Source organism: Pseudoalteromonas sp. T1lg24, assembly GCF_002964745.1.
Taxonomy (GTDB): Bacteria; Pseudomonadota; Gammaproteobacteria; order Enterobacterales; family Alteromonadaceae; genus Pseudoalteromonas; species Pseudoalteromonas spongiae.
Map to the genome: position 1 here is coordinate 33,069 of NZ_PQCB01000033.1, position 23,092 is coordinate 56,160.

Consider the following 23,092-nt stretch of genomic DNA (forward strand, 5'->3'; position numbering starts at 1 on the left):
CAGGCAGCCAAATATGAAATTAAAAACAGCCTTTATAAGCTCGCAAGTCGCTTTGTTAATCAGTTTTATTGTGGTGCTCACGTGTGGCGCCATAATTTATCAAAAAGTCGCTAATCACTACCGTATTACGCAATCGCTAACCGACTTTAAACAAGTATTGTCTGACACCGTTAATTTACAACAAGAGTTTTCCCTTGATAAAGACGAGCAAATGCTGGAATGGTCAAAAGAGCAGTTTGACGATTATTCACAACTGCATTTTGCGTTATTTAAACAAGTGGCAGACATCGAAATTGCAGCGCGACTGCTTACGCAAATTCAAGAAGCAATGCGCCAGTTTGAACAAAATCTCAACAAGCAAATCGCCATTCAAAAACAACTTGGTTTTAATGAAGATCAAGGTATTCGTGGTAGCTTTCGAAAATCCATTCATGCAATTCAAGCCGTTAGTCAGAAAATTAACGACCAAACACTCGAGATAATGATATTAGAATTAAGACGCCGAGAAAAAGACTACTTGTTACGCTGGGATAAAAAGTACTTAGAACTACATAAACAAACATTAGTGCAAATAAAGGTGTATCTACAAACCCATAACAGCGAGTTAAAAACCCAGTTAATTTATAATTTGAAAGACTATGATTACAACTTTACCCAATATACGGCACTACTAGACACCATGGGCCAGTCGTCAACCCTAGGTGTTGCCGGTAAAAATAAAGTGCTGTCACAAGTTATCAATGAGCGTTTTACAAACCTATCTTTACTATTAAACGAGCGCGCAAAAGACGCTAGTAATCAAGTGTTGTTCATCACATTCAGCGTTACATTTGTATTTTTAACATTTAGCTTATTAAGCTCATTCTTAATTAACCGACGCATTGGTTACGGATTATTTAAGCTAAATGCATTTATCAGTTCAATTTCCCAATCTGATACCTTTTCAATGCGTAGTAATATACGCGGTGATGATGAAGTAACCGATCTGGCTAAAAATATTGATAACCTACTTGCCCATATTGAGGAACTAATTAATCGATTAAGTTTGGCGCAAAAGCGCTTAATTGAAGACGCGAAAATGGCAAGTCTTGGTACTATGGTAAAAGGCTTTGCCCATGAATTAAATACACCGCTTGGCATTGCTATTACCAGCGAGTCCCATTTACGAGATCAAGTAGAGCAACTAAAACACTCCTTTAACCAAGGCACATTGCAAAAAAACACCCTTGAACAAATGATCTTGGATGCGGAAAATTGTTTAAGTTTGATGGAGTCAAATTTAAACCGTTCAGCTAATTTAATTAACAACTTTAAGCAAGTTGCGTCCCATCAAGAATACGATGAATTAGTCGAATTTAATGTCGAAACATTTTTAAATAACCTGTTTGATAGCCTAAAACACGAACTTGATAAATACGATGTTAACGTTAGCGTCGAAGCGACAAATGGGCTGGTTATTAAAAGCTATTTAGGTGCGTTTAATCAGATTTTTACAATTCTTATTGTTAACAGTTTACGTCACGGCAGTGAGCCAAATAAAACCTTAAACATTAATATCGTGGCAAAAATGGTGGGGGCAACACTGCATTTCCGTTACATGGATGACGGTGCAGGTGTAAAAGAATCATTACTCGACAAAATTTTCGAACCCTTTGTGACAACAAAACGCGCAAAAGGCGGAACCGGTTTGGGGCTGAGTATTGTGTACAACTTGGTCACGCAACGCCTTAAAGGTGAAATCGAATTTCAGAGTATCGAAGGTGAAGGCGTATGTATTTACCTGCATTTTGATGAAGTTGATTACAATCTTCAGTTTGATGAGTAATAAGCGTGTTGATTTAGTTTTACAGCATGTATCGTGGTTATCATCTAGCGAAAATACATAAACGGTTACTATTTTCACTAAGCCATACGCTGCAGAAATAGACAGCAAAGGTCAACACGCTCTGTATTCTGTGTTAATGTAAACGCGAATAAAGTTAATTGAATTACATTATGGATCAAGTTGTTAGCCATTTCATAGGCTTGCTTAAAACAGGCAATATAAAAGAAATCACCTCGTTTTATTTAACGCAAACGCCTCAGAGTCAAGCACACATAATGCTGTTTTTAAACTTGCAGGCCAATAAAAGCGTAGAGTCTTTTGATTATTTTCAACGTTTAAGCGTCACACTAAACGGCGAACGCCCGATGCCCACTCCGTTAGTATCGCAACTTAAAAATAACCAAGCGTTATCGTTTTTTACGCCGTTATTGCAGAAAATGGCAAACTTTTCACTGCAAGATACAATGAAGCGCAATGTCTTACATTACCTATTTGTTGCCCGCGGTGAACACACAAACGTGCCCTTTACTTATGTTCGCTCACTCCTATTATTCGAAAGTAATGTGTTTTTACCAAAAGCATTGAGCCAACGTGAATCTAATGGATTAACGCCGCTGGAGTGTTACCTGCATTTAAACATTCAAGGTACAGTGTTACCAAATCATGAACTCACTGCGTTTATTGCGCTGTGTGAAATAGAGCGTAGCCAAATCACCTTAAACAGCGACAACTTAAATTCTGCATTAAAGCGATTTAAAAAACAGCGTGCCGATTTTGACCTAACACCCGATTACATCGAACAAAAATGTTTATTGCTAGCCAGTTACTACGGTGTCTCAGAGCAGCACATTACTACTTCGCTTAACTAGCTCGCGCTCTCTACAATTTGTAATCAACGACACAACAAATAAAACAATAACAAAGGTTTACCGATACATGCTTTCATCACTAAAAACTAAGTTAATTACACCACTTTGCCTGAGCTTGCCGATTTTAACGCTTGCTACGTTTAATATAAACGCTGCCATAGCGTTTAATGCAACAAGCGCATGGCAAGAGGTTGAACACGTACTGACAAAGCAATACGCCTATTTTGATAGGTTAAACAATGCAAATACAGTATTGAACCAGTTTAAAAGTAAAGCGTTGAAGGCTAAAAACAAGGCTGAGTTTAATGACATTAGCCAGCAGCTTATGCGTGCCTTTTCCGACCCGCATTTAAACCTTGGTCCCTACGATAAAGACGATTTTAGTGTGTTTCCAACCGGCTCAGATATCCGTGCTATTTATCAGAACGACCAATTTATTGTGCAAGATATCAAAGCTGGTTCAGCCGCAGATAAAAGTGCTCTCACATTAGGTTCGACAATTATCAAAATGGATAACCAGCTAATAAAGCCTCTTGTCGCCAGCTTATTTGGTCAAGGGTTTGAAACCTTATCACCACAACAAATTGAGTACGGGGTAAATGTTGTACTTGGGGGCCTTCGTAAACAAACGCGAGTGATTACCTTTACAAGCAGCAAAGGGACTCAACAAACCATTACGCTTGCCGCCAGTTATGATGCGATTAATGCGCTCAACGATGGTCCGACATTAAGCTATCGTAATTTAGATGGTCTTGGCTATATTCGCTTTAATAACTCCCTTGGTAACAACCAAACGGCGGCCTCGTTTAAAAAAGCCATTAACGCACTTAAGCATACACGCGCACTGATTATTGATTTGCGTAATACGCCAAGTGGCGGCAATACTGGCATTGCAGAGCCTATTCTGGGTCACTTTGTTAGTGCAAAAACACCGTATCAAACCTACCGCACGCAAACGCTTAACATGGCGTATCAAAAAGCACCAATGCAAACAGCGTTTGTTACGCCAACTAAACCGCACTATGCAAAACCATTTATTGTGCTTGCTGGTCGTTGGACCGGCAGTATGGGTGAAGGTATGACTATTGGATTTGACGCTCTTGGCGCACAAACGGTGATTGGCGCTCCCATGGCCGATTTACTCGGTGGCATTAAAACAGTGACTTTAGAACAAAGTGATGCCTGGCTAGAAATGGCATTTGAGCGTTTATATCATGTAAATGGCACCTTTAGAGAAGATTTTGAACCACATATATTAGTTATCCCAACAGATAGAGATCATCAAGGTGCTGATCCAGCCCTAAACAAGGCTATTGAGTACTTACAACACTCTACCAGTATGTAACGGCTGAATATAAATAAAAAAGCCTGCATACAGTGCAGGCTTTGTTATTAAACCAACGGGAAATTTATGATTGATTAACGTTTAAAATCTAACGTTAATGTTCGCAGAAACACTTCTACCCGGCTCTGAGTAACGTTTAATGCCGTCGTTAGAAACACCGCCTCTAAAACCGCCTGAACCTTCTGAAACAAAACGAATGCGCTGCCAGTTGTAGTACTCTTCATCGAATAAGTTACGTGCCGCGATATTAATCACCATGTTATCTGTTATATCGAAATTAGCGATTAAATCAACTACGGTCGATGTATCACTTAGGAAATCGGTCGCTTGAACCTGCTCACCTTGTGCATTTGTGGTGTATGCATCAGTTGCCTTTTTCTCAGCTTGGTGACGAACTTGCGCCATAACACGCCATAGTGACTGTGAATCATAACCAATACTGACAACTGCCGAGTCTGGCGAAACAGTTAACATTGGGTCGCCATTGTCATATTCACCTTCAGAATGGGTGTAAGCAGCGCGCAGCTCTAAACCATTATTAAAACGATAAAGCGCATCTAACTCAACACCTTGAACACTTGCTTCACCGATGTTTTCAGGTCGTTGATAGTCATCTGTAGTGACCTCCATTTGCTTGTAACAACCACATGATGGGTCGTACACGCGCTTTGTTGTTGGTGTCGCTAAATCGCGGGTATAAGTAACATTATCAATAAAATCTGTGTACTCACTGTCAAATACCGACACACGTACTCGGCCGTTATCATTTTGCCATTGATAACCGAGTTCCATATTAAATGCCGATTCAGGTTTTAAATCATAGTTTGGTACAAGTTGCCAATCGTCAACCGTTGCACCGCGTGAGCCATAATAAACTTGCTCAACAGATGGCGCTCTAAAACCTGTGCCAAGGTCAACAATCACTGAGTGATTTGGTGTTATTTCGTAGTTTGCTGAAAGCTGCCAAGTAAATGCATTCATATCAACGTCTTTGACAAGGCCTTGATCATTTGTGAAATACTGGTCGAACTCTGGCTGATAGCTGTAATCGTCATATCGCAATCCTGCAGCTAACGTTAACGCGTCTGTTACAGTTACGCTATCGCGTAAGTACGCATTCCAAATCGCAACGTCTGTTTGAGGAATAAAATTAGCATCTTTTATTGGATAATGGGTTGTGCCATCAGCAAGAGGGCGTCTTAATTGTTGATAACCTGAATCAGTTGTCAGCCCATTGTAACGGTGATCCCACATATTATTTTCAAGTTCACGCGTTTCAAAGCTTGTACCGTAAACAATATCGTGGCGCATTTGCCCGGTAACAAGTTGCTTTGAAAAATCAAATGCAAGGGTCGAAGTCTGTTGTGTAAGTTCACGCTGCTCTTGACGTAAATACGCTTCTCCTAGCGCTAAGCATTGGTAACTCGGCGAGTATTCAAGACACGCCGCGTAGTGCATATTCGTTACACCAGAGGTGAAAATATCTTGATAATCAAAACGTACCTCCAGCTCATCAAATGCGATGGTATCTAGCGTTAAATAATAAAATACACCGTAACGGGCGCGATTTTGTTCATCATCAGAAAAACGACGTTGAATACTGCTTGAAACGCGCGATAGGTTTTCTACTTGCGAAAGGTTATCGTCATTTTCAACAACAAAGCCTAGTTCATGAACGTCGTTAAACTGATACTGGGTTTTAAATAACAGTGCGTCGCTGTTAAAATCGAGTGGATCTGGTTTTTCTCGCGATGCACCCGTTGTATCTGGGTTTCCAGAGTGGTTACTTGATTCACTGCCCTGGCGTTTTGTGTACATTAGTAGTGTTTCTAGCCCACCAAACTTGTTAGCCACTGCAATTGTGCCTTGCGCTTGTTCATCGCGCTCATCATAACCAAACTTGAAATAACCACGGGTTTGATTTTCATCACCGTCAAGTAAATCAGATGCACTCATGGTAGTAAACATCACTGCACCACCAAGCGAACCTGAACCACTGGTTACTGAGTTTGCACCTTTAACAATTTGAATAGCTTTCATATGCTCAATTTCAGTGGAGTTACGACTCGCTCGAAAATACTCATAAGGCGCAAATGAAGGGGGATCTAATGTTTCACCTTGGGTTAAGCCATCAACCGTAATCGCAATACGATCGCCTTCCATACCGCGAATATTAAAACCGTTATTACCAAAACGGCCCATGCTTGCAACGTCTACACCTGGAATGTAGTCAGCGACATCATTAATATCCTGCATTAGGTTTGACGAAACTGACACGCTGTCGAGCTCCGTTTGTGACTTAGATTCAACGCGCTTGTTGGCAGATAATTTTGTTTTTTCTAGCGTTGTGACCTGCGTATTTGCCAACGCATATGGGCTTGCGCCCGCGATTGAAACAACTGATGCAAATGAAATTGCGGTGCTTAGCTTAGATAGAGTAAAGCGCAAAAGAGTATCCTCACATTTAAAATTCATAGTCATCGCACTCAGGTCGTAATGATAATGATTCGCGTTTTTAATGCAAGGTAAATTATACTTTTTTTCGCAATATACTTAATCGCGCTAAATCCAGCTCAGCAAAATCGATAACCAATTGATATGTCTAAACTAACCTTAAAAAGAAGTGTAGTGATTTGTCGTTAAAGCAAGATGGCACATAAAACTTAAGTAACTTGAGCTAAACAGCATCAAAGTGAAGTGAGTATTTTGAGAAAGTAAGCGGCAAATCCGTATGCCGTTTTTATGTAATTTACGCTAGAGCGTGTTGATCTGTATTGCCTATTTCTTCCATTCTTGAGTTTTACGGCGTAATCGTCAGGCTAAGTTGCCCTATTTCCCCTTTGCCATCTTTAGTTATTGTGGCTTGTTTCGTGAGATTAAATGGCAACTTTTGATAACTGGTATCACCATGCTCTCGGCTAACTTCAATATGCAATATCAATTCATTTTCAGTGACAATTTGGCCAAAATCGTCCTCGCCAAACCAGCTAATACTGTGTTGCCCTGGCTTTCGCGTTGCATGGGCAAGGTGCGGAAAAACGCTATTTTCCTTGCGCCCTACTTTTCGCCACCAACGCCTGCTTTGCTGCCACCATCTTTCACTATCACCAAGAATAGCCATTTGTTTTATTGGATTCCCTTTTGTATCTGATAGCCATATCGCAACATAAGGTTTGCGGTAATCGGCAATATCAAATTCAGGTAACGTGTAATCAAATGTCAGCTTTGCCTTGTGTTTTGATACATCGCGTTTTTGCCATGTTTTTGAATAAACAACGCGTCCGTCAGGTAGAAATAATACGCCTGATACGTCATGCTTATTAAGCCAATCAATGGCATTTACACCATTCATTGTGGTTAACGCGGTTGCAATGGCATCGGCATTTGCAGTTGTTTTTGCAATTACCGCAGCACCGATAGGCTTTTTAATGGGCCAGCCATCGCGGGGGGCAAAAATATGGCTAAACATATTGTGCTTAATTTGAAAATGACGAAACGCAAGGCCACTTGCTGCATATGCGTGATTTTCCAAATTAGTTAACATCACCTGCGTTGCGTTCTTAACATTTGGGTTTGTAAATGCGATTGGCCACGCGCCGTAATGACGACCATCGCCGCCAATATCAATTTTAAAGCGGCTTTCACTATAACGGGCAACAAGTAAGTCATACACTTTATCTATGATAAACCCTTTCGCGATACCATTAACATCAAGGGTTAGCTCCTCATCAAGGGTGATGTGTGACCCATTAATTAAGATTGTTTTATCGCGTAACGAACGGGCCTCGCGTCTTACCTCAATGCGAGATGGCATAGTTTGCGTTTGTTCAGCCTGTTGCCAAATTGGTAAAACACTGCCTAGTCGACAACTAAAGTGGTTAGTGGTACTTACTTGCCATTGCTGACATAACTTGAGTACGTCGATAAGCTCAACAGGTGCATTTTTTAGTTGTTTCTCACGATTTAAAATCGACAGGGAACTACTGTTGTTATAGCGCGATAAAATCGTGTCCAAGCGTGTTAACGCTTGTTTAACTAGCTCAAACGCTTGGTCTTGCTCAGTCGCTGATACATTCTCTATAGTAAACTGAACAGATGTGCCTAAATAGGCCGTTGTGGCGTACTGTTTTGCCACTGCGTTAAATCCGCACACAAGTGCTGCGATTAAAACCACAAAACGCATCATTTACCTTTTTTAAATTTAAAGGGGGATTACTCCCCCTGAATGTTTGGAATTTTTGACCCGCAACCGTTACAGTTTACTGTCTTGTTTTTTGGCATCGCGGTTAGCTACTTGTGTGTTAGCCTTTTCGTCAAACTCTACTTTGCCGTCTTTGTTTTTGTCATAACGTACAAAACTGCGCACACCTGACAATTGAAACTCCTCAAATGTCATACCATTGCTGTCTACATCAAGGATTGCAAAGCGTTTATCGGTACGTGCTACGCGTTTTTCACGGGCTTTTGCAATTTGCGTATCAAGTCGGTTTTCAAATTCGGCTAAATATTCGTCAAATACCAGTTGGCCGTCACCGTTTTCATCTGTTCTTGCGAACATTTCTTCACGCACTGCCATGTACTCTTGCCAAGACACACTGCCATTGCCATTAGCGTCGTAGATCGCAACCATGCCCTTTTTATTATGCGTTGTTGGCATTTTTACAACACGTTTCGCACTGGCTATTTTGCGCTCGCGTTGTTGTTTTTTAATTTCTTCTTCGCTTTTTTGCTTAGCTTTTTTACGCGGTTTGTATTCTGGTTTCGGATCTTCATCGGTGATCATGCCGTTTTTATCCGTATCAAAAAAATCAAAACCACGCTTTGCAACATCCATGTATTCGTCTTTCGACATTATGTCGTCGTCGTTTTTATCCATTGCGTTAAAGCGCATTTTTGTTTGCTTTACGCTTTGCTTACGTTCTTGTGCAATTTTTTTATCGAGACGATTTTCGTATTCGTTACGGTATTCATCTAAGTTCACTAGACCGTCTTTATTTTCATCGGCAAGGTCAAAGCGAACTTTGCGCGCTTTAAAAAACTCTTCAATCGTGACCTGTTGGTTGTTATCTGTATCCCAAGTATCAATCCAGCTATAGCTAAAATGGGATTTTTCTGCTGCTACAACTGAAAAACTGTTAATTGCTGCAATCACAGCAATGGCCGATAAGGTTTTAATTGGACCTTTCATTTTCAACCTCTTTTATAATTGAGAAAGTGTTTGGGATAATGCGTTATGATTGTTTTTTAAGCGCGCAATAAATGGCGCTTTGTTAAATCGACTAAAATCATCAATATGCCAGGTGTTGGGCAATGGCGTTTTCTTAACTTTGTCGACTAATAAGTAATTTAGGCCTATGGCTTGTGCGTCTTGCTGGGTCGTTAAATCTGTCGCAAAGCCATTAACAAACGGCGCCTGTTTCGCATTTGCCACCATAAATGCAACGTCGTGTTTAATTAACAGCTCATTACTCGCGCGATTAATGCTGCGAATTTGCGACGATAGCGCTTGTTGATTGGCATTAAACATCGCAGAGAATTGTGGCCAAAGGCTCACTAAATCACGCTTCAAAATGCCTAGCATAAGTAGTAAGTTGTTATTGTTAAGCCAAAAATACTCTTGTTGGTTTAGTAACACGACTTTCTCGCCCTTTGGTAACAGGGCCTCGGCAATGTCAATTTCAACCACACGAATATTGCTTTGACGCACACTGGCATATAAATCAAATTGCGGCTTTATCGAGCGCATTGATACATACGCATCAAACTGATCAAATTTGCGCGTTTTGTTTTTCTTAATCCAGCTTGGGATGCGACTTACAGGTAAACGCTTTGGAGGTAAATAAGTCACTTGAATAGGCGTATTTTCAACCATTGCAGTTACTAAGCTATGGCTTATTGGACTCACAGTGACAATTTTCAAAGGCTTACTTTCGCTTGCCTCTGACGCACCTACAGCTAAAGGCATTAAGGTTAATAACATGGCTAACATAAGATTACGCACGGGTGCTTACTCCTTTTACGCTGTGCACGCTAATGGCAAACACGAACCAACAACAAGCAGTTAAAATAATTGCAGGACCTGTTGTAACAGCCCATTGCATATACATTGGCAACAACACACCAATTAATGCGCTGGTTGTTGCAATCATTACTGACCATAACAACATGCTGCGTAAGTTATGGGCTAACAACCGTGCACTTGCCGCAGGAATAAGCAACAATGCACCAACTAAAATTGCACCGATGATTTTCACGGCAGCGACGGTCATCAGGGCAATAAGTACAACAAAGCCATAATCATGCAGCTTAGTGTTAATGCGCTGGCTCTTTGCAATTTCAGGCGCAATTGCGGTTAAGAATGCTTGATTTGAAAAACGCCATGCAAGCACCACAATAATGACAAACATCACTACTAAAATGAGTAAGTCTTGTTCATTGGCGGTAAGTACCGAGCCAAATAACACTTGCTCTACTAAATGGGCATTCACTTGTTGCGCAACCAACATTAAAAGCGCCGCTCCCATTGCCAAGGCAAACGCCAGAAAAACACCAATTAGTGCGTCATAAGGTACGGTCGTACGCCCTCGCACCCACTGCAACGACAGAGCAAACAACAATGAAAACGCAAATAAACTGATCCAAGGTGCGGTAATTGGTTCGCCAAGTAGAATACCAATCGATACGCCTGTGAGTGCTGAGTGGCCAACTGCTTCTGATAAAAAGGCTAAGCGTTTCACCACCACTAAAGTGCCTAATGCTCCCAACAAAGGGCCAATTAGCAAAGATGCTAAAAAGGCATTAACCAAAAAACCATAGCTGAACATTTCTGGCAACAGACCAATATTCACTAGATTTGAAAAGAATGTATGTACTAGGTCCAACATAATGTTCCTACGCTGATGTTGCTAACTCAAATGGTGCGACATTCGGCTTTAAACGGCCAAATACGTGTTCAATCGGGCCATAGTCAACCAGTTGTCCATCAATCACGGCAACAAACTGACAATACTGCTCCACTACGTGCCAGTGGTGTTCAACCATAATCACGCTGCCACCAGCTTGGTGAAATTCTGATAACACATTAAGAATTAGTGCATGGCCTTGTTTGTCTACACCGGCAAGTGGTTCATCTAGCACCAGAATATCCGGTTGATTAATTAGCGCAGCGCAAAGTAAAACGCGTTGTCTTTCGCCAGCCGATAATGTACCAAGGCGTTTGTTATTAAAGATTTCAATTTGCAAACGCTTCATAGCATTTCGTATTGCTTGCTTTTGCTGATGCCGAAACCAAACTGGGCGGGTATCGCATACCATAGTGAGGTAATCGCTTACGGTTATCGGTAAAGAGGGCTCAATAACCGCAATTTGTTGTAAATAACCAATACGCCGCGCACTTTGCTCAGGCCAATCTAAGGCGATTTGTCCGCGGTGCGGCACTTGCCCCATAAGGGCTTTAATCAATGTTGACTTACCACCACCATTTGGCCCAACCACACCTAGCCAAATTCCCGCAGGTACCGACAAGTTAACGTCATTTAACAGCAGGTTGTTGTTAATGCTGACACTTAAGTCACTAACACATACGATAGGAGCATGAATTGTCATAGCGTGTTACCTGATTTTGATGCAGCAAATGTCAACGCTTTGGCGAGCATTGTTAGGTTGTGCTTCATTTCCCGTTCAACCAAATCTTGGCTGTACTGACCATGGGTCATATGCGAAAAGTGATACACTTTGATGCCCGTCGCTTTTTCAATTACATCAACATAGCTGTTTGCCATATTCAGTTCTGTAAACAGCACATCTATGTCGGCTTTTTTTATTTCATTAATCGTTTGCTGTAACTGCGACGCACTTGGGGAAACCCCGTGCGCAGGCTCAACAACGGCTGAAACCGTTAAGCCAAACTCTTGCAATAAATAACCATATGCGTTGTGGGTGCTCGCGATACGCACATTCGATAAATCGTGATTGATTAAAATATCTTGCACTGGCTTTTTTAACGCTCGCAATTTTTTGGCATATAAAAAAGCGTTTTTACTAAAATACTTAGCGTGCTCAGGTGCCAATTGACCAAGAGATTTTGCAATGGCATAAACTTGGCGAATTGCCGCATCGATAGAAACAAAGGTATGAGGATTCACCTTATGGTTTTTGCGCAGCAGCGGCACTTGGTCGTTGGCTTTTATCAGTGTAACGCCTTGCGGTTTTATGCGATTAAAACCATCGAGTGCAAAATCATCATGACCAATACCGTTAACGACCAGTGCGTCCATGTTTTTTAAACGGCTAATATCGGCAGGGCTTAAACTGTAATTGTGTGGATTAAATCCCGTTTCAATTAGCGGAATTACCTCACCTTGGTTACCCACAATATTTGCCACATAGGCATAATAAGGGTGTAAGGTCGTACCGACATGCAACTTACCGTGCTGTGCATATGCGTTCGATAACGTGATGCAAAACACCATCACACTAAACATAATTTTGTAAAACAAGCGAACCTCTAATTTTGGTTAGTCTGGCTACTTACGTGTTGCCATTTATTATTGTTATTGCAAAGCGCATTATCGTCATGATGTGCGTGCGCTGTCGCGCTATGGAGTTGTTCGCGCCACATCACTTGCCAGCCCGAATCCTGAAAGTTAAGGCGTAATTGGTGGTTATCGTGTCGATGTATAAAACAACCTGATTTCGGTGATTCAAATTCACGCTCGGAAAAAGGTTCAATCTGGTATGTGATCAGCTCGTCTAATGTAGGCCTCATAGCCAATTCGCCTACGCTGGATAAAATAGCGATTTCTTCTGCGGCATTTTGTAATTGGGTGCTAAGGCTTACAATATTTGCCGGCAGCGCAACACGTTTACTTCGCTCGCCTGCCGTGAGCACAAGAAGTAATGCTGCAAGCGCAAGTATTGATACAATAGCCACGACAAAATACGCATTTTCCTTACGCCCATCTTGCTGCGGCACAATTTCCACAAAGCCAGCTTGGTAAAACGCGCGTTTATTCAAGTTCGGCATAATCAAACTCAGCAGGGCTTTCATGACCCGCATCAAACACAATATAAAACTCGCCGTTTGGTTTACTAAACGACACGCTGCCATCACTCGCGGTTTTTACTTCACGTAATAACGCTTCATCGTATGAGTACACTTTGAGTATTACTTCACCCGCTAGACTTGCATCAGAATAACCTGCGGTGCAGCTAAGCAGTTTTGCATCCGTATTGCTTACATGGCAGTTTAGCGTTGGAAAATGGGCATCTGCTTTAGCGCATAGCGCTAAAGACAACATGCCAATCACAGGGGAAATCAGCTTTTTCATCGTGATTTACTCAAAAATCACTTCAAATGCGTAGTACACGCGGGTAATTTCTACATCCGCCTCAGGATCGGTACTATCGATTTTATGATTGACCTTTAGCATGTAACGCCCGCCTTTTGCGAAATTGAAGCTCACAAGGCCATCTTCATCACTTTTCAGTTCAAGGGCTTTAGGATTTTCGCTGTATTGAGGGGCTTCGAGCTCAATCACCACATCTTGATTTGCCACTGGCTTGCCGTTAAATAACAAGCTTACCGTTAAATCTTCACCGGTTACGTAATCTGACGGATGGGTGATTGGTAATACTTCAAAACCTTTATTTTTTGCTTTGAGTACGTCGTTGGTGGGTGCTTTATTCGTAACGTACGACATTGCAATGGTTGTATATGATGCCGTTTCTAAATCTCGCGCACCTTTTGGTGCATTAGCCTTTGCGTGTGATTTATTGCCGCGGATGCGTTTTTCGGTGTCTCGCTTACCAATCTTGTAGCGCGAGTGATAGTTTGGACCGCGATGATATTCAAGTGCATATGTTCCTTCGCCCTCAACACCTAAATCGAATGTTGAAAAACGCGCACCTTGATAAAAGCTGCCAATACGACGAACTTGTTTGCCGTCGGCAGCGAATACTTTTACGCCTTCACTTGGCATTGCAAAATCAGGTCTGTATGTGGTGTGTGACGCAGTGATTTGAACCGGCACGTCAACCGCCTTTTCGCTATTCACCGTAAAGTAACTTGGCCAAATATAAATGTCATGGGCACTTGCTAAACCTGATGCCAAAGCAAGTGTTAGCCCTGCGGTTACGTTAACAAATTGGGATTTCATTATTATTTTCCTTTGATAATTGTTACAGCGCCAATTTCTTTATCAGCGTTTAAGTGATAGCGTTCTTGGTTATCTGAGAAGTCGATTGGCATTTTTAACAGTGAACGGCCGCCGTCTTCACGTACCACTTCAATAAACAGTTTGAATTGGCTTAATTCGCCAACATCGAGTGTTTCGCTGTATTTACCTGGGCCTTTTGTCGCGCCAGTCACACCATCAGGCGTGTCACCATAACGCCCTTGTTTGCGCCACCAACGACGAATATCCACCAGCCATTTATCTTCTTTTCGTTTAGTTAAGTGCCATAGCAACAACGTTTGATTTTGCGCTTTACTTTCAGCCCAAATTGCAACGTAAGGTTTGTGATAGTCGCCGGTGGTAAAACTCGGTAATTCAAATTCAACTGTTAAGGTATTTGCATGCGCAGCGACAGATGCAAAAAAAAGGGAAGTCACTGCAATTAACTGCTTAAGCATCGATACGTCTCCTAATGCATTAAAGTAATGATAAAGACAAACAAGCTACTGCCGAGTAGCAAAGCGATGTTGGCGTTTTTGCGCTCCATACGGTTAACCAAAACCAGCCAAAAACCACTGATCGAAAACAGCACCATACAAATTGCGCTTATATCTGAAAGCACGCGCCATAAGCCCGATACGTGCTTTGCCCGATGTACATTATTCAGCATATCGATAAGGGATAAGCGTCGTGTATCAACATGTGCTTGCCCTTCTTCAATAAATGCCTCAACTAGCGTGCTGCCATTTGGGCCAGATAAATTCAAAATGACCAGACTATCTAATTCATCCCAATCGATTTCAAAGTCAACTCCCGATACGCCATGTTCAACATCAAGCCAATGCAGCAAGGTTAAACTGTGGCTCGCATAATGAGTTGGCCAGTCGGGTAAATCGGTAAGACTTTTTGGCAGCGCAATGGTTTGCTGTTGCTTTTCAACGTCACCACCTTTCCAATCGGGGTGGTTTAGGTAAATGCCCGTAATTGCAAAAAACACCATCAACACCAATACCGGCATTGCACTGAAAATGTGTATTTTGCGCATAATGCGAGATACATAACTAACATCGAATTGCATTTGGCTATTTGACCTTGCCATACCACTAAAAAATCTTCGGTCTACTTATTTGTCGGGCAAATTCTACTAGCGTTCGCTGACACTTTGCAATAGCATATGATAATTATTTTCATTTAGATTTGTAAATTAAACATGTTTCAGCTAGTCAAATATGGCAAAAACCTTATTAACTCTCAGCACGCTAACTTATCGTATTTATTGAATTTATTTATAAAATTGCTTTTTCTATTGGGCTTTGTTTTATGGGCGTGGATGTTTTCTTTAAATTCAAGCCATACTCAAACACGCTTTTCAATTGAGGGGGTTACGCAACACAGTAATGGTGAGAAAGTATTCGATAGTTTTACCATTAAACAACTTGAGTTTTTCGATGAAACTCGCTTAATTGTGCTTAACCAAGAGTTTGAGATAATCAATTATCTGTCTAGCAACCAACTCGCCATTGCTCATCTGTTAGAACAAATCGGCTTATTGTTTTGTGCTGTAATTGTGGTTATTTCATTGCTTCTTTGGCATCAAAAAGAGCAGCAAAGGCTATCGCTTTTTGCCTTTTGCTTTGTTGCATGTGCCCTATTTAGTGGCTGCTTTACCTTGTTTAACCTAGACGTAAACAACGGCTTATCACTGTATACATCAATAGGTATATTGAGTGTGTGTTTTGTGTTTTATGCCAGCTGTTACAGCTTACTGAATGCCCGTAGTCAAACAGCGAGTACCTTGCTTGCATTCGCCAGTCAATCAGGTACTGCGATGTCGATTGCAGAGCGCTTTCATAAACAGCTACCGAATACTTTTGATCTGCGTTGTTTATCTTCTCTCACACCCGATTGTTTAGGCCAGTATCGCCAAGTGCTTTTAATCGCCAGCACTTATGGCGAAGGTGCGCCGCCAGAGACCGCGGTGACATTTCTTAATAAAATGAAGCAAACGCAAACGCTAACTAGCAAGGTGAATTTCTCAATTTTGGCGCTTGGCGATCGTACCTATCAGCATTTTTGTGCATTCGGCCACCAGCTTGCACACGTATTATCATCAAAAGGGGCAAAGCCAATTACCGATGTGATTGAGGTAGACCGCGGTGATAAAGATGCCATTAGCAATTGGTGGCAACAAATTAGCCACTTTATTGGCAAGGAGCAATCGACCGTTTCATTGACTGATAACTATCACCTTCTTAGTACCCACAGTAACATGCTAGTGAACTCACAAAAGCCTAAGCGCGCTGCACATAGAATAACCTTTAAAAACGAGGGACTTGCTTATCAGGCTGGCGATCTTTTGGAAGTAATACCCAAATACAACGCAATTAAGTGTCAACAAATGCTACGTGAAAAAGGCTTTGATTGTCAGCAACCCGTCATTTTTCAAAATATTGATATGCCACTATTTGAAGCGGTAAGGCAATCTAACTGGCTTGGTGAAAGCGCAACATCAGCTCAGCAACTTGTCGATGTGTTAACGCCGCTACCGCCGCGGGTTTATTCAATTGCAAGTGCACCACACGAATCTAACATAGAGATTTTTGTGCGCAGGTATTTCGATGACTTAGGTAAGCCGGGACTTGCTTCAAATTATCTGTGTGATCTGAGTGAAAATCAACTGATAAGTGCTCGCATTAGGCATCATGCAAACTTCCATTTGCCTAAACGCCTCTGCCGCACCATTTTAATCGGTGCTGGCACGGGCATTGCGCCTCTTATTAGCTTACTAAAAGGTATGTCAGTCAAAGAGCAGCGTGTACCTGCTTGGTTATTCTTCGGTGAGCAATCAAAGAGCACCGATTTTTATTTTAAAGATGAAATTAATGCCATGCTTAGCGATAAATCACTGACTTACTTTACCCCAGCCTGGTCGCGCGACGGTGACGGTTATATTACTGAGCAGCTAGAGCAACATGCTAGCAGTATTAAAAAGTGGATGCTTGACGATAACGCAATGATTTATTTATGCGGAAAGCAAAAAGGGTTTGGCGACACAGTTATCAGCTGTCTTAAATCAATTTTAGAAGAGCACGTCTACCAATCACTTATCGAGGATAAACGCATTAGAGTGGATCTTTACTAGCTAGTTGATAATGACAATTTATTAACGTGAACAACATTTAGACTAAAGGCGGTTTCTTGATAAAACCGCCCTTTAAATTAGCGTTTAATTCCCTGACACAGCAAAGCATGGGTATTAGTACCTAACAACTCTTGGCTTTTAAGTTCAAAGCCAGAAGCGTTAAATAAGCTTTGACATAAATCGGGGGTGAGTACTGTGCTGTGCGCCGGCTTTTTACCATAGGTTTTATGGTAACGATACAATAATTTTGCACGATTAATCAGTGACATTTTATACATGGTAACACTCATCACAATCACCTGACCAAACGGTTTTAATACGCGATGACACTCTTTAAGTAGCTTATTTTGCTCAGGTACAACGTGTAATAGGTTAGCCATAAACAAGGTATCAAAGCTGTTATCGCGATAAGGTAAATTAAAGCCATCTGCCAACTGGGTTTTTACGTTATCGCAATCACATAAGCGCTTTTGGCATACATTTAACATTTCCCTACTTACATCGGTTGCAGTAACCGACTGTGCATTGTCAGCCATCACTTTAGTAAAAGTGCCATTACCACAACCGAGCTCTAGCACATGACCCGTACCGTAAAACTTTGAAAGACGCGTTTTAATACGGTCTATCTCCGATTTACCCACGACATAATTGTTACGATTTTCAAAATCAGTCGCAAACTGCTGCCATTGATTATTTAACGCTATCATCTGTTGAAACTCCTTTTTCTAAACAAGTAAAGGGAACACTTGTTAAGTGTGTGGTTTTCGCACCATTGCTTATTTATTTGTAAAGGCAATGCACGATTCAAGAATTTAAGTTTAATAGTGAGTTTATTTTAGTTGTAGATACTAATGATAACGGTTATCATTTGCAATATATTTGATTTGTAACTAACGCTGGTGTGGCGCTAAGTCACTACTGGCGAATTTTTTGTCACTATGAAGACTCCAAAAAAAATAACCTTGGTGCTATTAATTGCTACTGCGTGTCTGTTTGAAAGCCATGCAAGTACCATAAAGGACTATCAATTATTGGTCGATAAATGGCTTAACTTGCATAAACAACGTAATCAACTGATCGCCGATTGGCAAAGCCAAAAACCTTTGCTCGAGCAACGATTACGTTTATTAAATATTGAAAAACAGCGATTAAAAGAAAAACTCGCACAAAGCAAGCAGCACAATGATGAAGTTAGTGAGCGCCGAAATCAGATTTTACTCGCGCAATCTAAACTTGAATCTGAGCAACATGAGCTTACATTGTGGCTTGAACAATCAATTAGTTACGCTCACAGCCAGATAACAAGCCTGCCCCCTCCTTTAGCAAACACATGGCGGCAATCGCTTTTACAAATTACCGATGCATCGACTGACAGTGAAACCCTTGAAGTTTTGTTACTACTACAAAGCAAACGCCAAGCGTTTAATCAGCGCATAAGTTTTGAAAAGTCCAAAATCACACTAGCAACAGGTAAACACGTGTTACTTGAACAAATCTACATCGGTGAAAAGCTTGCCTATGTGAGTACGCCAGATGGTACACAGACTGGCATCGGGTTTGTTGCAAACAATCAGTGGCAATGGCAACTCAATAATGAAATGCCTTATGCCGACTTTGTAAAAGCAAAGGCCATATTGCAGCACCGACAAGAAGCGGATTTTATCGCTTTGCCGGTAACCTTGGAGCAATCACAATGAAACTAAATTTATGGTTAGTCACTGCGTTGCTTTGTGTTATTGCGCCGCTTAAAGCAAACGACGTAATTCAATCGTTACAACACGATATAAAAAGCGCGCAAGCCGCGCTCAACAAAACCGAAAAACAATTGGCACGTGAGAATAGTAATCTCAGCCGCGAATTGCTTAACGCTGAAAACGCTGTTCTGTTACTGCGTAAAGAAACTGAAGGCGTAGTACGCGCACAAGATGAAGCAGCACTGTCGATAGAAGACGTTGAAAATCGCTTAAAACAATGGCAGCAACAGTCGCAATATCAAACACACCTGTTAACTCGTTATTTAAGTGAAAGCGAAATCACGCCAAAAAGTGACGACTTAACAGAATTATTAGCGCTTGCGAAAAAAAGCTTTAGTGAAACACAACAAAGGCAGGGGCTGTTTTATCAAAGTGAGGTTGTATTTAGCGATGGGAATACACATCAAGCAGAACTAATTGATATTGGCCCTTTCACTTATTTTAAAAGCGATAGCACTGCGGGTTTAATTGATAAATCTAGCCAGCACAATGAAGTCGCAGTATTACTAGGAAATGCGCATGATGCATTAACGCAGTTAAAAGACACCGGCAGTGCGTTTTTGCCAATCGACCCGAGTAACGGCCGCGCTACCATGAGCTTAAAACAGCAAGAGAGCATTATTTCGCACATCAGCAAAGGCGGTGTTTGGGTCGCACCGATATTACTGTTTGCACTTTTCGCGTTACTTATTTCAATTTACAAACTGGTTCAGCTTGCAAGGCTCGACAAAATCGTGCCCGCAGTAACAGAGCGCTTAACTAACCTCAATGGTGAGCACAGCACATTGAAACTGGGCAGCTGGCAAACCGAACTGGTCGAAATTTGTAAACGCTCTCCAATTGGCCAATTGAGAGATGATTCGCTTTTCAATGCCTTAAACGAGCAAAAGAAGCAACTCGACAACCTACTTGGCGCAATTGCTGTAACAGCTGCTGTTGCGCCACTGCTTGGCCTTTTAGGAACAGTAAGCGGCATGATTGAAACCTTTAAATTAATGACCTTGTTTGGCGCAGGCGACCCGGCTGCGGTATCAGGTGGCATCTCAGAGGCGCTCGTAACGACCGAGCTCGGCCTTGTTGTCGCTATTCCAGCGTTACTCTGCCATGCATTTTTGTCACGAAAAGTTAAAAGCCATTATCATCAACTTGAGCAGTGTGCCATTTCACTTAGCCAATTTAACTTCAACCAAAACATAGAATTACATAAAGGCGCGGCATGATCACATTAAACGAATTATCTCATCCGATTGTAATCGCCATTTTAGCGCTCGCGCTGTTTGTTTATTACCGTTTGGTGTATGCCTTTATTGCACGTAAACAGGTGTGTTGTTGCGGTCTTGGCTTTTGGCAACAATCGCTCAACTTATGCATTTGCGCGCTACCGCTATTAGGTTTGCTTGGCACAATTATGGGATTATTAGATGCCTTTGTTGCCATGTCTTATGGTGAAACAATGGGCTTGGGCAACAGTTTAACCGCCGGCATATCAGACGCCCTATTTACAACACAACTTGGTTTGTTATTGGCCGTGCCTGCTTGGATCCTCTACAGCCTAGTTAATCGCAGCTTAAATGAAGTAGAGCGCCATGCAAGCTAATCTAAAACAACGATTGCAAAACGAGCAACAGCAACACATCGATTTATCGCCATTAATAGACGTGGTGTTTATATTGCTTATTTTCTTTATTGTTACCACGGTTTTTGTAAAAGAAACAGGGGTAGACGTTGATAAGCCTCAGGCATTATCGCAACAAAAACTAGAGCGCAACCTGATTATGATTGCCATTACTAACGCTAAAGAAGTGGTTTACGATGGCAGTAATATTGGCGTTGCCGGCGTCCGTTCGATTGTTAGCCAGCTGACAAAAGACAAGCAACGTGCGGTGGTTATTCAGGCTGATAAACTGGTACCAACCGAGCTTTTGGTACAAGTAATTGACGAAAGTAAACTCGCGGGTGCGAGCAATGTGAGCATTGCCACACAATGAAGAAAGTAACTTCGCATTCAATTGCTTTACTGGTTGCCTTTGCAATTCTCACATCGGCACTTTCCCTTGTAATGCTTTCGCGTTTTTTGACTACCGGCGTGCAAAAATCGCTAACAGTGCGCAATATTGAGACCGTGAGTTTTCCCCCGCCCCCTCCTCCTCCGCCACCAATGACGCAGCCACAAGTAGACACACCCCAAATTGCCATGAACGCAAGTGGTGAGGGCCCGCAAATCACCATGAGTTTAGTAAAACCAGAGGTAACCTATACACAACAGCCAATTGATATCACTTTTCAGGTAGATGACATCAACTGGAGCGACTCATTGGATGTTGATTGGCAGGCATTTGGTTTGAGTGACTTAGATTCCTTGCCACGATCACTTGCGAATCTCAAATTCAACGTACCCAAAAAGATACGACGCAGCGGCGTAAAGCGTTTTGACATTGTGCTTGATGTATTAATCAACGAACAAGGCAAAGTGACGCTAATTGATATTAAAGAGAATCCATTTCCCAGCTTTAAAAAAGAAATTAAACGTATTGTTAAAATTGCCCGCTTTACCCCGCCTAAAAAAAATGGCGAGAACGTAAAAGCGCGCTTTAACTGGCCTATTGAAGTAGAAACCATATGAAAATTACTCTGTTCTTAACACTGCTATTTGTTTGTACTAGTGCAGCTTCGAGCAATGCACACGTCGAAATCGCGATAACTAAACCGAGTTGGGATTTTGAAATTAAATACGGTTTATTATCACAAGATGCTGCTAAGCTCACGGCTACCGAACAAACCATTGCGACAACAATAAAGCCACTGCTTGCTAAATCCGACTACAACGGCGCGTGGCTAGCCGTAAAGCAGTTAGAAATTAACACATTAAGCCCTGCGCTCGCGCAAGCGGTTGGTCAAATAGCACTACAAGTAAAACAGCTAGCGCACGCCGAGCGTGCTTTTCGCCATGCACTATCAAAAAGACCCGATTTACTACCGAGCCACCGCGCACTTGCCGCAATCTATTTAAAGTTGGAAGATAATCAAAAAGCAGCAAAATATCTCGCGAGTGCATTAACATTAGGTGACCAAGATGCAAGTTTGTTTGCACAATTAGCCTATTTGCATATGCAGCAAGCTCAACCCTACGCCGCCATTGCTGGCTTTAGACAAGCGCTTTTTTTACAGCCAGATAGCCTTGATTACAAAAAAGGATTGTTATGGGCGTTAACCCAAGCCGGCGATGTAAACGAAGCAACGGTTTTACTTAACCAACTAATTGAAAACACGCCTAATGAGGCTGATCTTTGGTTGCATCTTAGCCAGATTCAATTGCAGCAAGGTAAAGAAAAGAACGCCCTAGCAAGCATTGAAGTCGCAAGACGTCTTGGCAATAATAACCCAACCAATCTATTACTTAACGCCCAACTCCATTTAAACCACGGTAGCAGTGACGCCGCTGTCAAATTATTAACAGAAATAATCAACAAAGGTGACCCCGCTCATTTAACACAAATCGTTAACGCATTAACGGTTTTGATAAACCAAAATAACGTTTCGCAAGCACAAGTACTTGCCTCAGTGCTTGAAAAACACAGCACTAAGCTTAACTTTAAACATCAAAGCATGTTGTTAACTTATCTAGGGCTGTTAGCAGAGCGAAATGGTAAGACAACTATGGCCGAGCAATACTTAACTCGGGCAATTGAAACCGATGCCAGTAACGGAAAAGCTTTACTTCAACTTGGCCAACTTTATCAACATCAAAAACAACTCTCGCAGGCAAATAATTATTATATGCGGGCAAGTAGCCTTGATAATTATAAAGAGCAAGCGTGGTTGTTCAGCGCGCAAATCGCAATTGACCAAGGACAATATGAGCGCGCGATTACACTATTAAATAATGCGTACCGTGAAAACCCAACACGACGTGATTTACTTGCCAATATTAAACAATTAGAGCGATTAAAACGCGTTAAATAACAGATAAGCATGACAATGA

General features: G+C 41.7%; 23 protein-coding genes. 10 read left to right on the plus strand and 13 right to left on the minus strand.

Annotated elements, in window-relative coordinates:
- Window positions 1-13: 13 nt before the first annotated feature.
- From C2M30_RS12450 to C2M30_RS12460, 3 genes are all read left to right on the plus strand, one after another.
- Window positions 14-1,825, plus strand: a complete 1,812-nt coding sequence (locus C2M30_RS12450; RefSeq protein ID WP_105171832.1) for a sensor histidine kinase — start codon at window positions 14-16, stop codon at window positions 1,823-1,825.
- 170 nt (window positions 1,826-1,995) lie between these two features.
- A complete protein-coding gene (locus C2M30_RS12455) occupies window positions 1,996-2,694 on the plus strand; it encodes a hypothetical protein (RefSeq protein ID WP_105171833.1) in 699 nt (232 codons plus the stop codon).
- A gap of 67 nt (window positions 2,695-2,761) precedes the next feature.
- Window positions 2,762-4,039 (plus strand): S41 family peptidase, encoded by a 1,278-nt coding sequence (locus C2M30_RS12460; RefSeq protein ID WP_105171834.1) that lies wholly within the window; start codon window positions 2,762-2,764, stop codon window positions 4,037-4,039.
- Window positions 4,040-4,120: 81 nt separating this feature from the next.
- Here C2M30_RS12460 and C2M30_RS12465 read toward each other — a convergent pair whose 3' ends face one another.
- From C2M30_RS12465 to C2M30_RS12520, 12 genes are all read right to left on the minus strand, one after another.
- Window positions 4,121-6,487, minus strand: a complete 2,367-nt coding sequence (locus C2M30_RS12465) for a TonB-dependent hemoglobin/transferrin/lactoferrin family receptor (protein WP_158683405.1) — start codon at window positions 6,485-6,487, stop codon at window positions 4,121-4,123.
- Between the two features lie 352 nt (window positions 6,488-6,839).
- Window positions 6,840-8,222, minus strand: coding sequence for a DUF2271 domain-containing protein (locus C2M30_RS12470; protein WP_158683407.1), 1,383 nt, complete (start codon window positions 8,220-8,222; stop codon window positions 6,840-6,842).
- A gap of 69 nt (window positions 8,223-8,291) precedes the next feature.
- On the minus strand, window positions 8,292-9,227 hold the full coding sequence (locus C2M30_RS12475) for a calcium-binding protein (protein ID WP_105171837.1): 936 nt from the start codon (window positions 9,225-9,227) through the stop codon (window positions 8,292-8,294).
- Between the two features lie 12 nt (window positions 9,228-9,239).
- Window positions 9,240-10,040, minus strand: a complete 801-nt coding sequence (locus tag C2M30_RS12480; protein WP_158683409.1) for a hypothetical protein — start codon at window positions 10,038-10,040, stop codon at window positions 9,240-9,242.
- Window positions 10,033-10,923, minus strand: a complete 891-nt coding sequence (locus C2M30_RS12485; RefSeq protein ID WP_105171839.1) for a metal ABC transporter permease — start codon at window positions 10,921-10,923, stop codon at window positions 10,033-10,035. Before C2M30_RS12485 ends, C2M30_RS12480 begins: the two co-directional genes overlap by 8 nt.
- A gap of 7 nt (window positions 10,924-10,930) precedes the next feature.
- Window positions 10,931-11,644 carry a metal ABC transporter ATP-binding protein gene (locus C2M30_RS12490; RefSeq protein WP_105171840.1) on the minus strand — a complete coding sequence of 238 codons (714 nt, stop codon included), beginning with the start codon at window positions 11,642-11,644 and terminating at the stop codon, window positions 10,931-10,933.
- Window positions 11,641-12,537, minus strand: a complete 897-nt coding sequence (locus tag C2M30_RS12495) for a metal ABC transporter solute-binding protein, Zn/Mn family (protein ID WP_105171841.1) — start codon at window positions 12,535-12,537, stop codon at window positions 11,641-11,643. The genes C2M30_RS12490 and C2M30_RS12495 overlap by 4 nt, the downstream gene beginning before the upstream one ends.
- Before the next feature lie 8 nt (window positions 12,538-12,545).
- Window positions 12,546-13,064 (minus strand): hypothetical protein, encoded by a 519-nt coding sequence (locus tag C2M30_RS12500; protein ID WP_105171842.1) that lies wholly within the window; start codon window positions 13,062-13,064, stop codon window positions 12,546-12,548.
- Complete coding sequence (locus C2M30_RS12505; RefSeq protein ID WP_105171843.1) at window positions 13,048-13,368, minus strand: hypothetical protein; 321 nt, start codon at window positions 13,366-13,368, stop codon at window positions 13,048-13,050. Before C2M30_RS12505 ends, C2M30_RS12500 begins: the two co-directional genes overlap by 17 nt.
- Before the next feature lie 6 nt (window positions 13,369-13,374).
- Window positions 13,375-14,196, minus strand: coding sequence for a DUF4198 domain-containing protein (locus tag C2M30_RS12510; protein ID WP_105171844.1), 822 nt, complete (start codon window positions 14,194-14,196; stop codon window positions 13,375-13,377).
- A 2-nt stretch (window positions 14,197-14,198) separates the two neighbouring features.
- Window positions 14,199-14,672: a DUF2271 domain-containing protein gene (locus C2M30_RS12515; RefSeq protein ID WP_105171845.1), complete on the minus strand. Its 474-nt coding sequence runs from the start codon at window positions 14,670-14,672 to the stop codon at window positions 14,199-14,201.
- Between the two features lie 11 nt (window positions 14,673-14,683).
- The gene (locus tag C2M30_RS12520) at window positions 14,684-15,313 is read right to left on the minus strand and encodes a PepSY-associated TM helix domain-containing protein (protein WP_105171846.1); all 630 of its coding nucleotides are present in this window, start codon (window positions 15,311-15,313) and stop codon (window positions 14,684-14,686) included.
- 231 nt (window positions 15,314-15,544) lie between these two features.
- Between C2M30_RS12520 and C2M30_RS12525 the strand changes: the two genes are divergently transcribed.
- Window positions 15,545-17,356, plus strand: coding sequence for a flavodoxin domain-containing protein (locus tag C2M30_RS12525; protein WP_158683411.1), 1,812 nt, complete (start codon window positions 15,545-15,547; stop codon window positions 17,354-17,356).
- 77 nt (window positions 17,357-17,433) lie between these two features.
- Here C2M30_RS12525 and C2M30_RS12530 read toward each other — a convergent pair whose 3' ends face one another.
- On the minus strand, window positions 17,434-18,063 hold the full coding sequence (locus tag C2M30_RS12530) for a class I SAM-dependent methyltransferase (protein WP_105171848.1): 630 nt from the start codon (window positions 18,061-18,063) through the stop codon (window positions 17,434-17,436).
- 231 nt (window positions 18,064-18,294) lie between these two features.
- Between C2M30_RS12530 and C2M30_RS12535 the strand changes: the two genes are divergently transcribed.
- From C2M30_RS12535 to C2M30_RS12560, 6 genes are read left to right on the plus strand one after another with little or no spacing between them, the layout of a single operon-like run.
- Complete coding sequence (locus C2M30_RS12535; protein ID WP_105171849.1) at window positions 18,295-19,053, plus strand: DUF3450 family protein; 759 nt, start codon at window positions 18,295-18,297, stop codon at window positions 19,051-19,053.
- Complete coding sequence (locus C2M30_RS12540; protein WP_105171850.1) at window positions 19,050-20,330, plus strand: MotA/TolQ/ExbB proton channel family protein; 1,281 nt, start codon at window positions 19,050-19,052, stop codon at window positions 20,328-20,330. Before C2M30_RS12535 ends, C2M30_RS12540 begins: the two co-directional genes overlap by 4 nt.
- A complete protein-coding gene (locus C2M30_RS12545) occupies window positions 20,327-20,707 on the plus strand; it encodes a MotA/TolQ/ExbB proton channel family protein (protein ID WP_105171851.1) in 381 nt (126 codons plus the stop codon). The genes C2M30_RS12540 and C2M30_RS12545 overlap by 4 nt, the downstream gene beginning before the upstream one ends.
- Window positions 20,697-21,098 (plus strand): ExbD/TolR family protein, encoded by a 402-nt coding sequence (locus C2M30_RS12550; protein ID WP_100915075.1) that lies wholly within the window; start codon window positions 20,697-20,699, stop codon window positions 21,096-21,098. The genes C2M30_RS12545 and C2M30_RS12550 overlap by 11 nt, the downstream gene beginning before the upstream one ends.
- Window positions 21,095-21,733, plus strand: coding sequence for an energy transducer TonB (locus C2M30_RS12555; protein WP_105171852.1), 639 nt, complete (start codon window positions 21,095-21,097; stop codon window positions 21,731-21,733). The genes C2M30_RS12550 and C2M30_RS12555 overlap by 4 nt, the downstream gene beginning before the upstream one ends.
- Window positions 21,730-23,073, plus strand: a complete 1,344-nt coding sequence (locus tag C2M30_RS12560; RefSeq protein ID WP_105171853.1) for a tetratricopeptide repeat protein — start codon at window positions 21,730-21,732, stop codon at window positions 23,071-23,073. The genes C2M30_RS12555 and C2M30_RS12560 overlap by 4 nt, the downstream gene beginning before the upstream one ends.
- The last annotated feature ends 19 nt before the right edge of the window (window positions 23,074-23,092 follow it).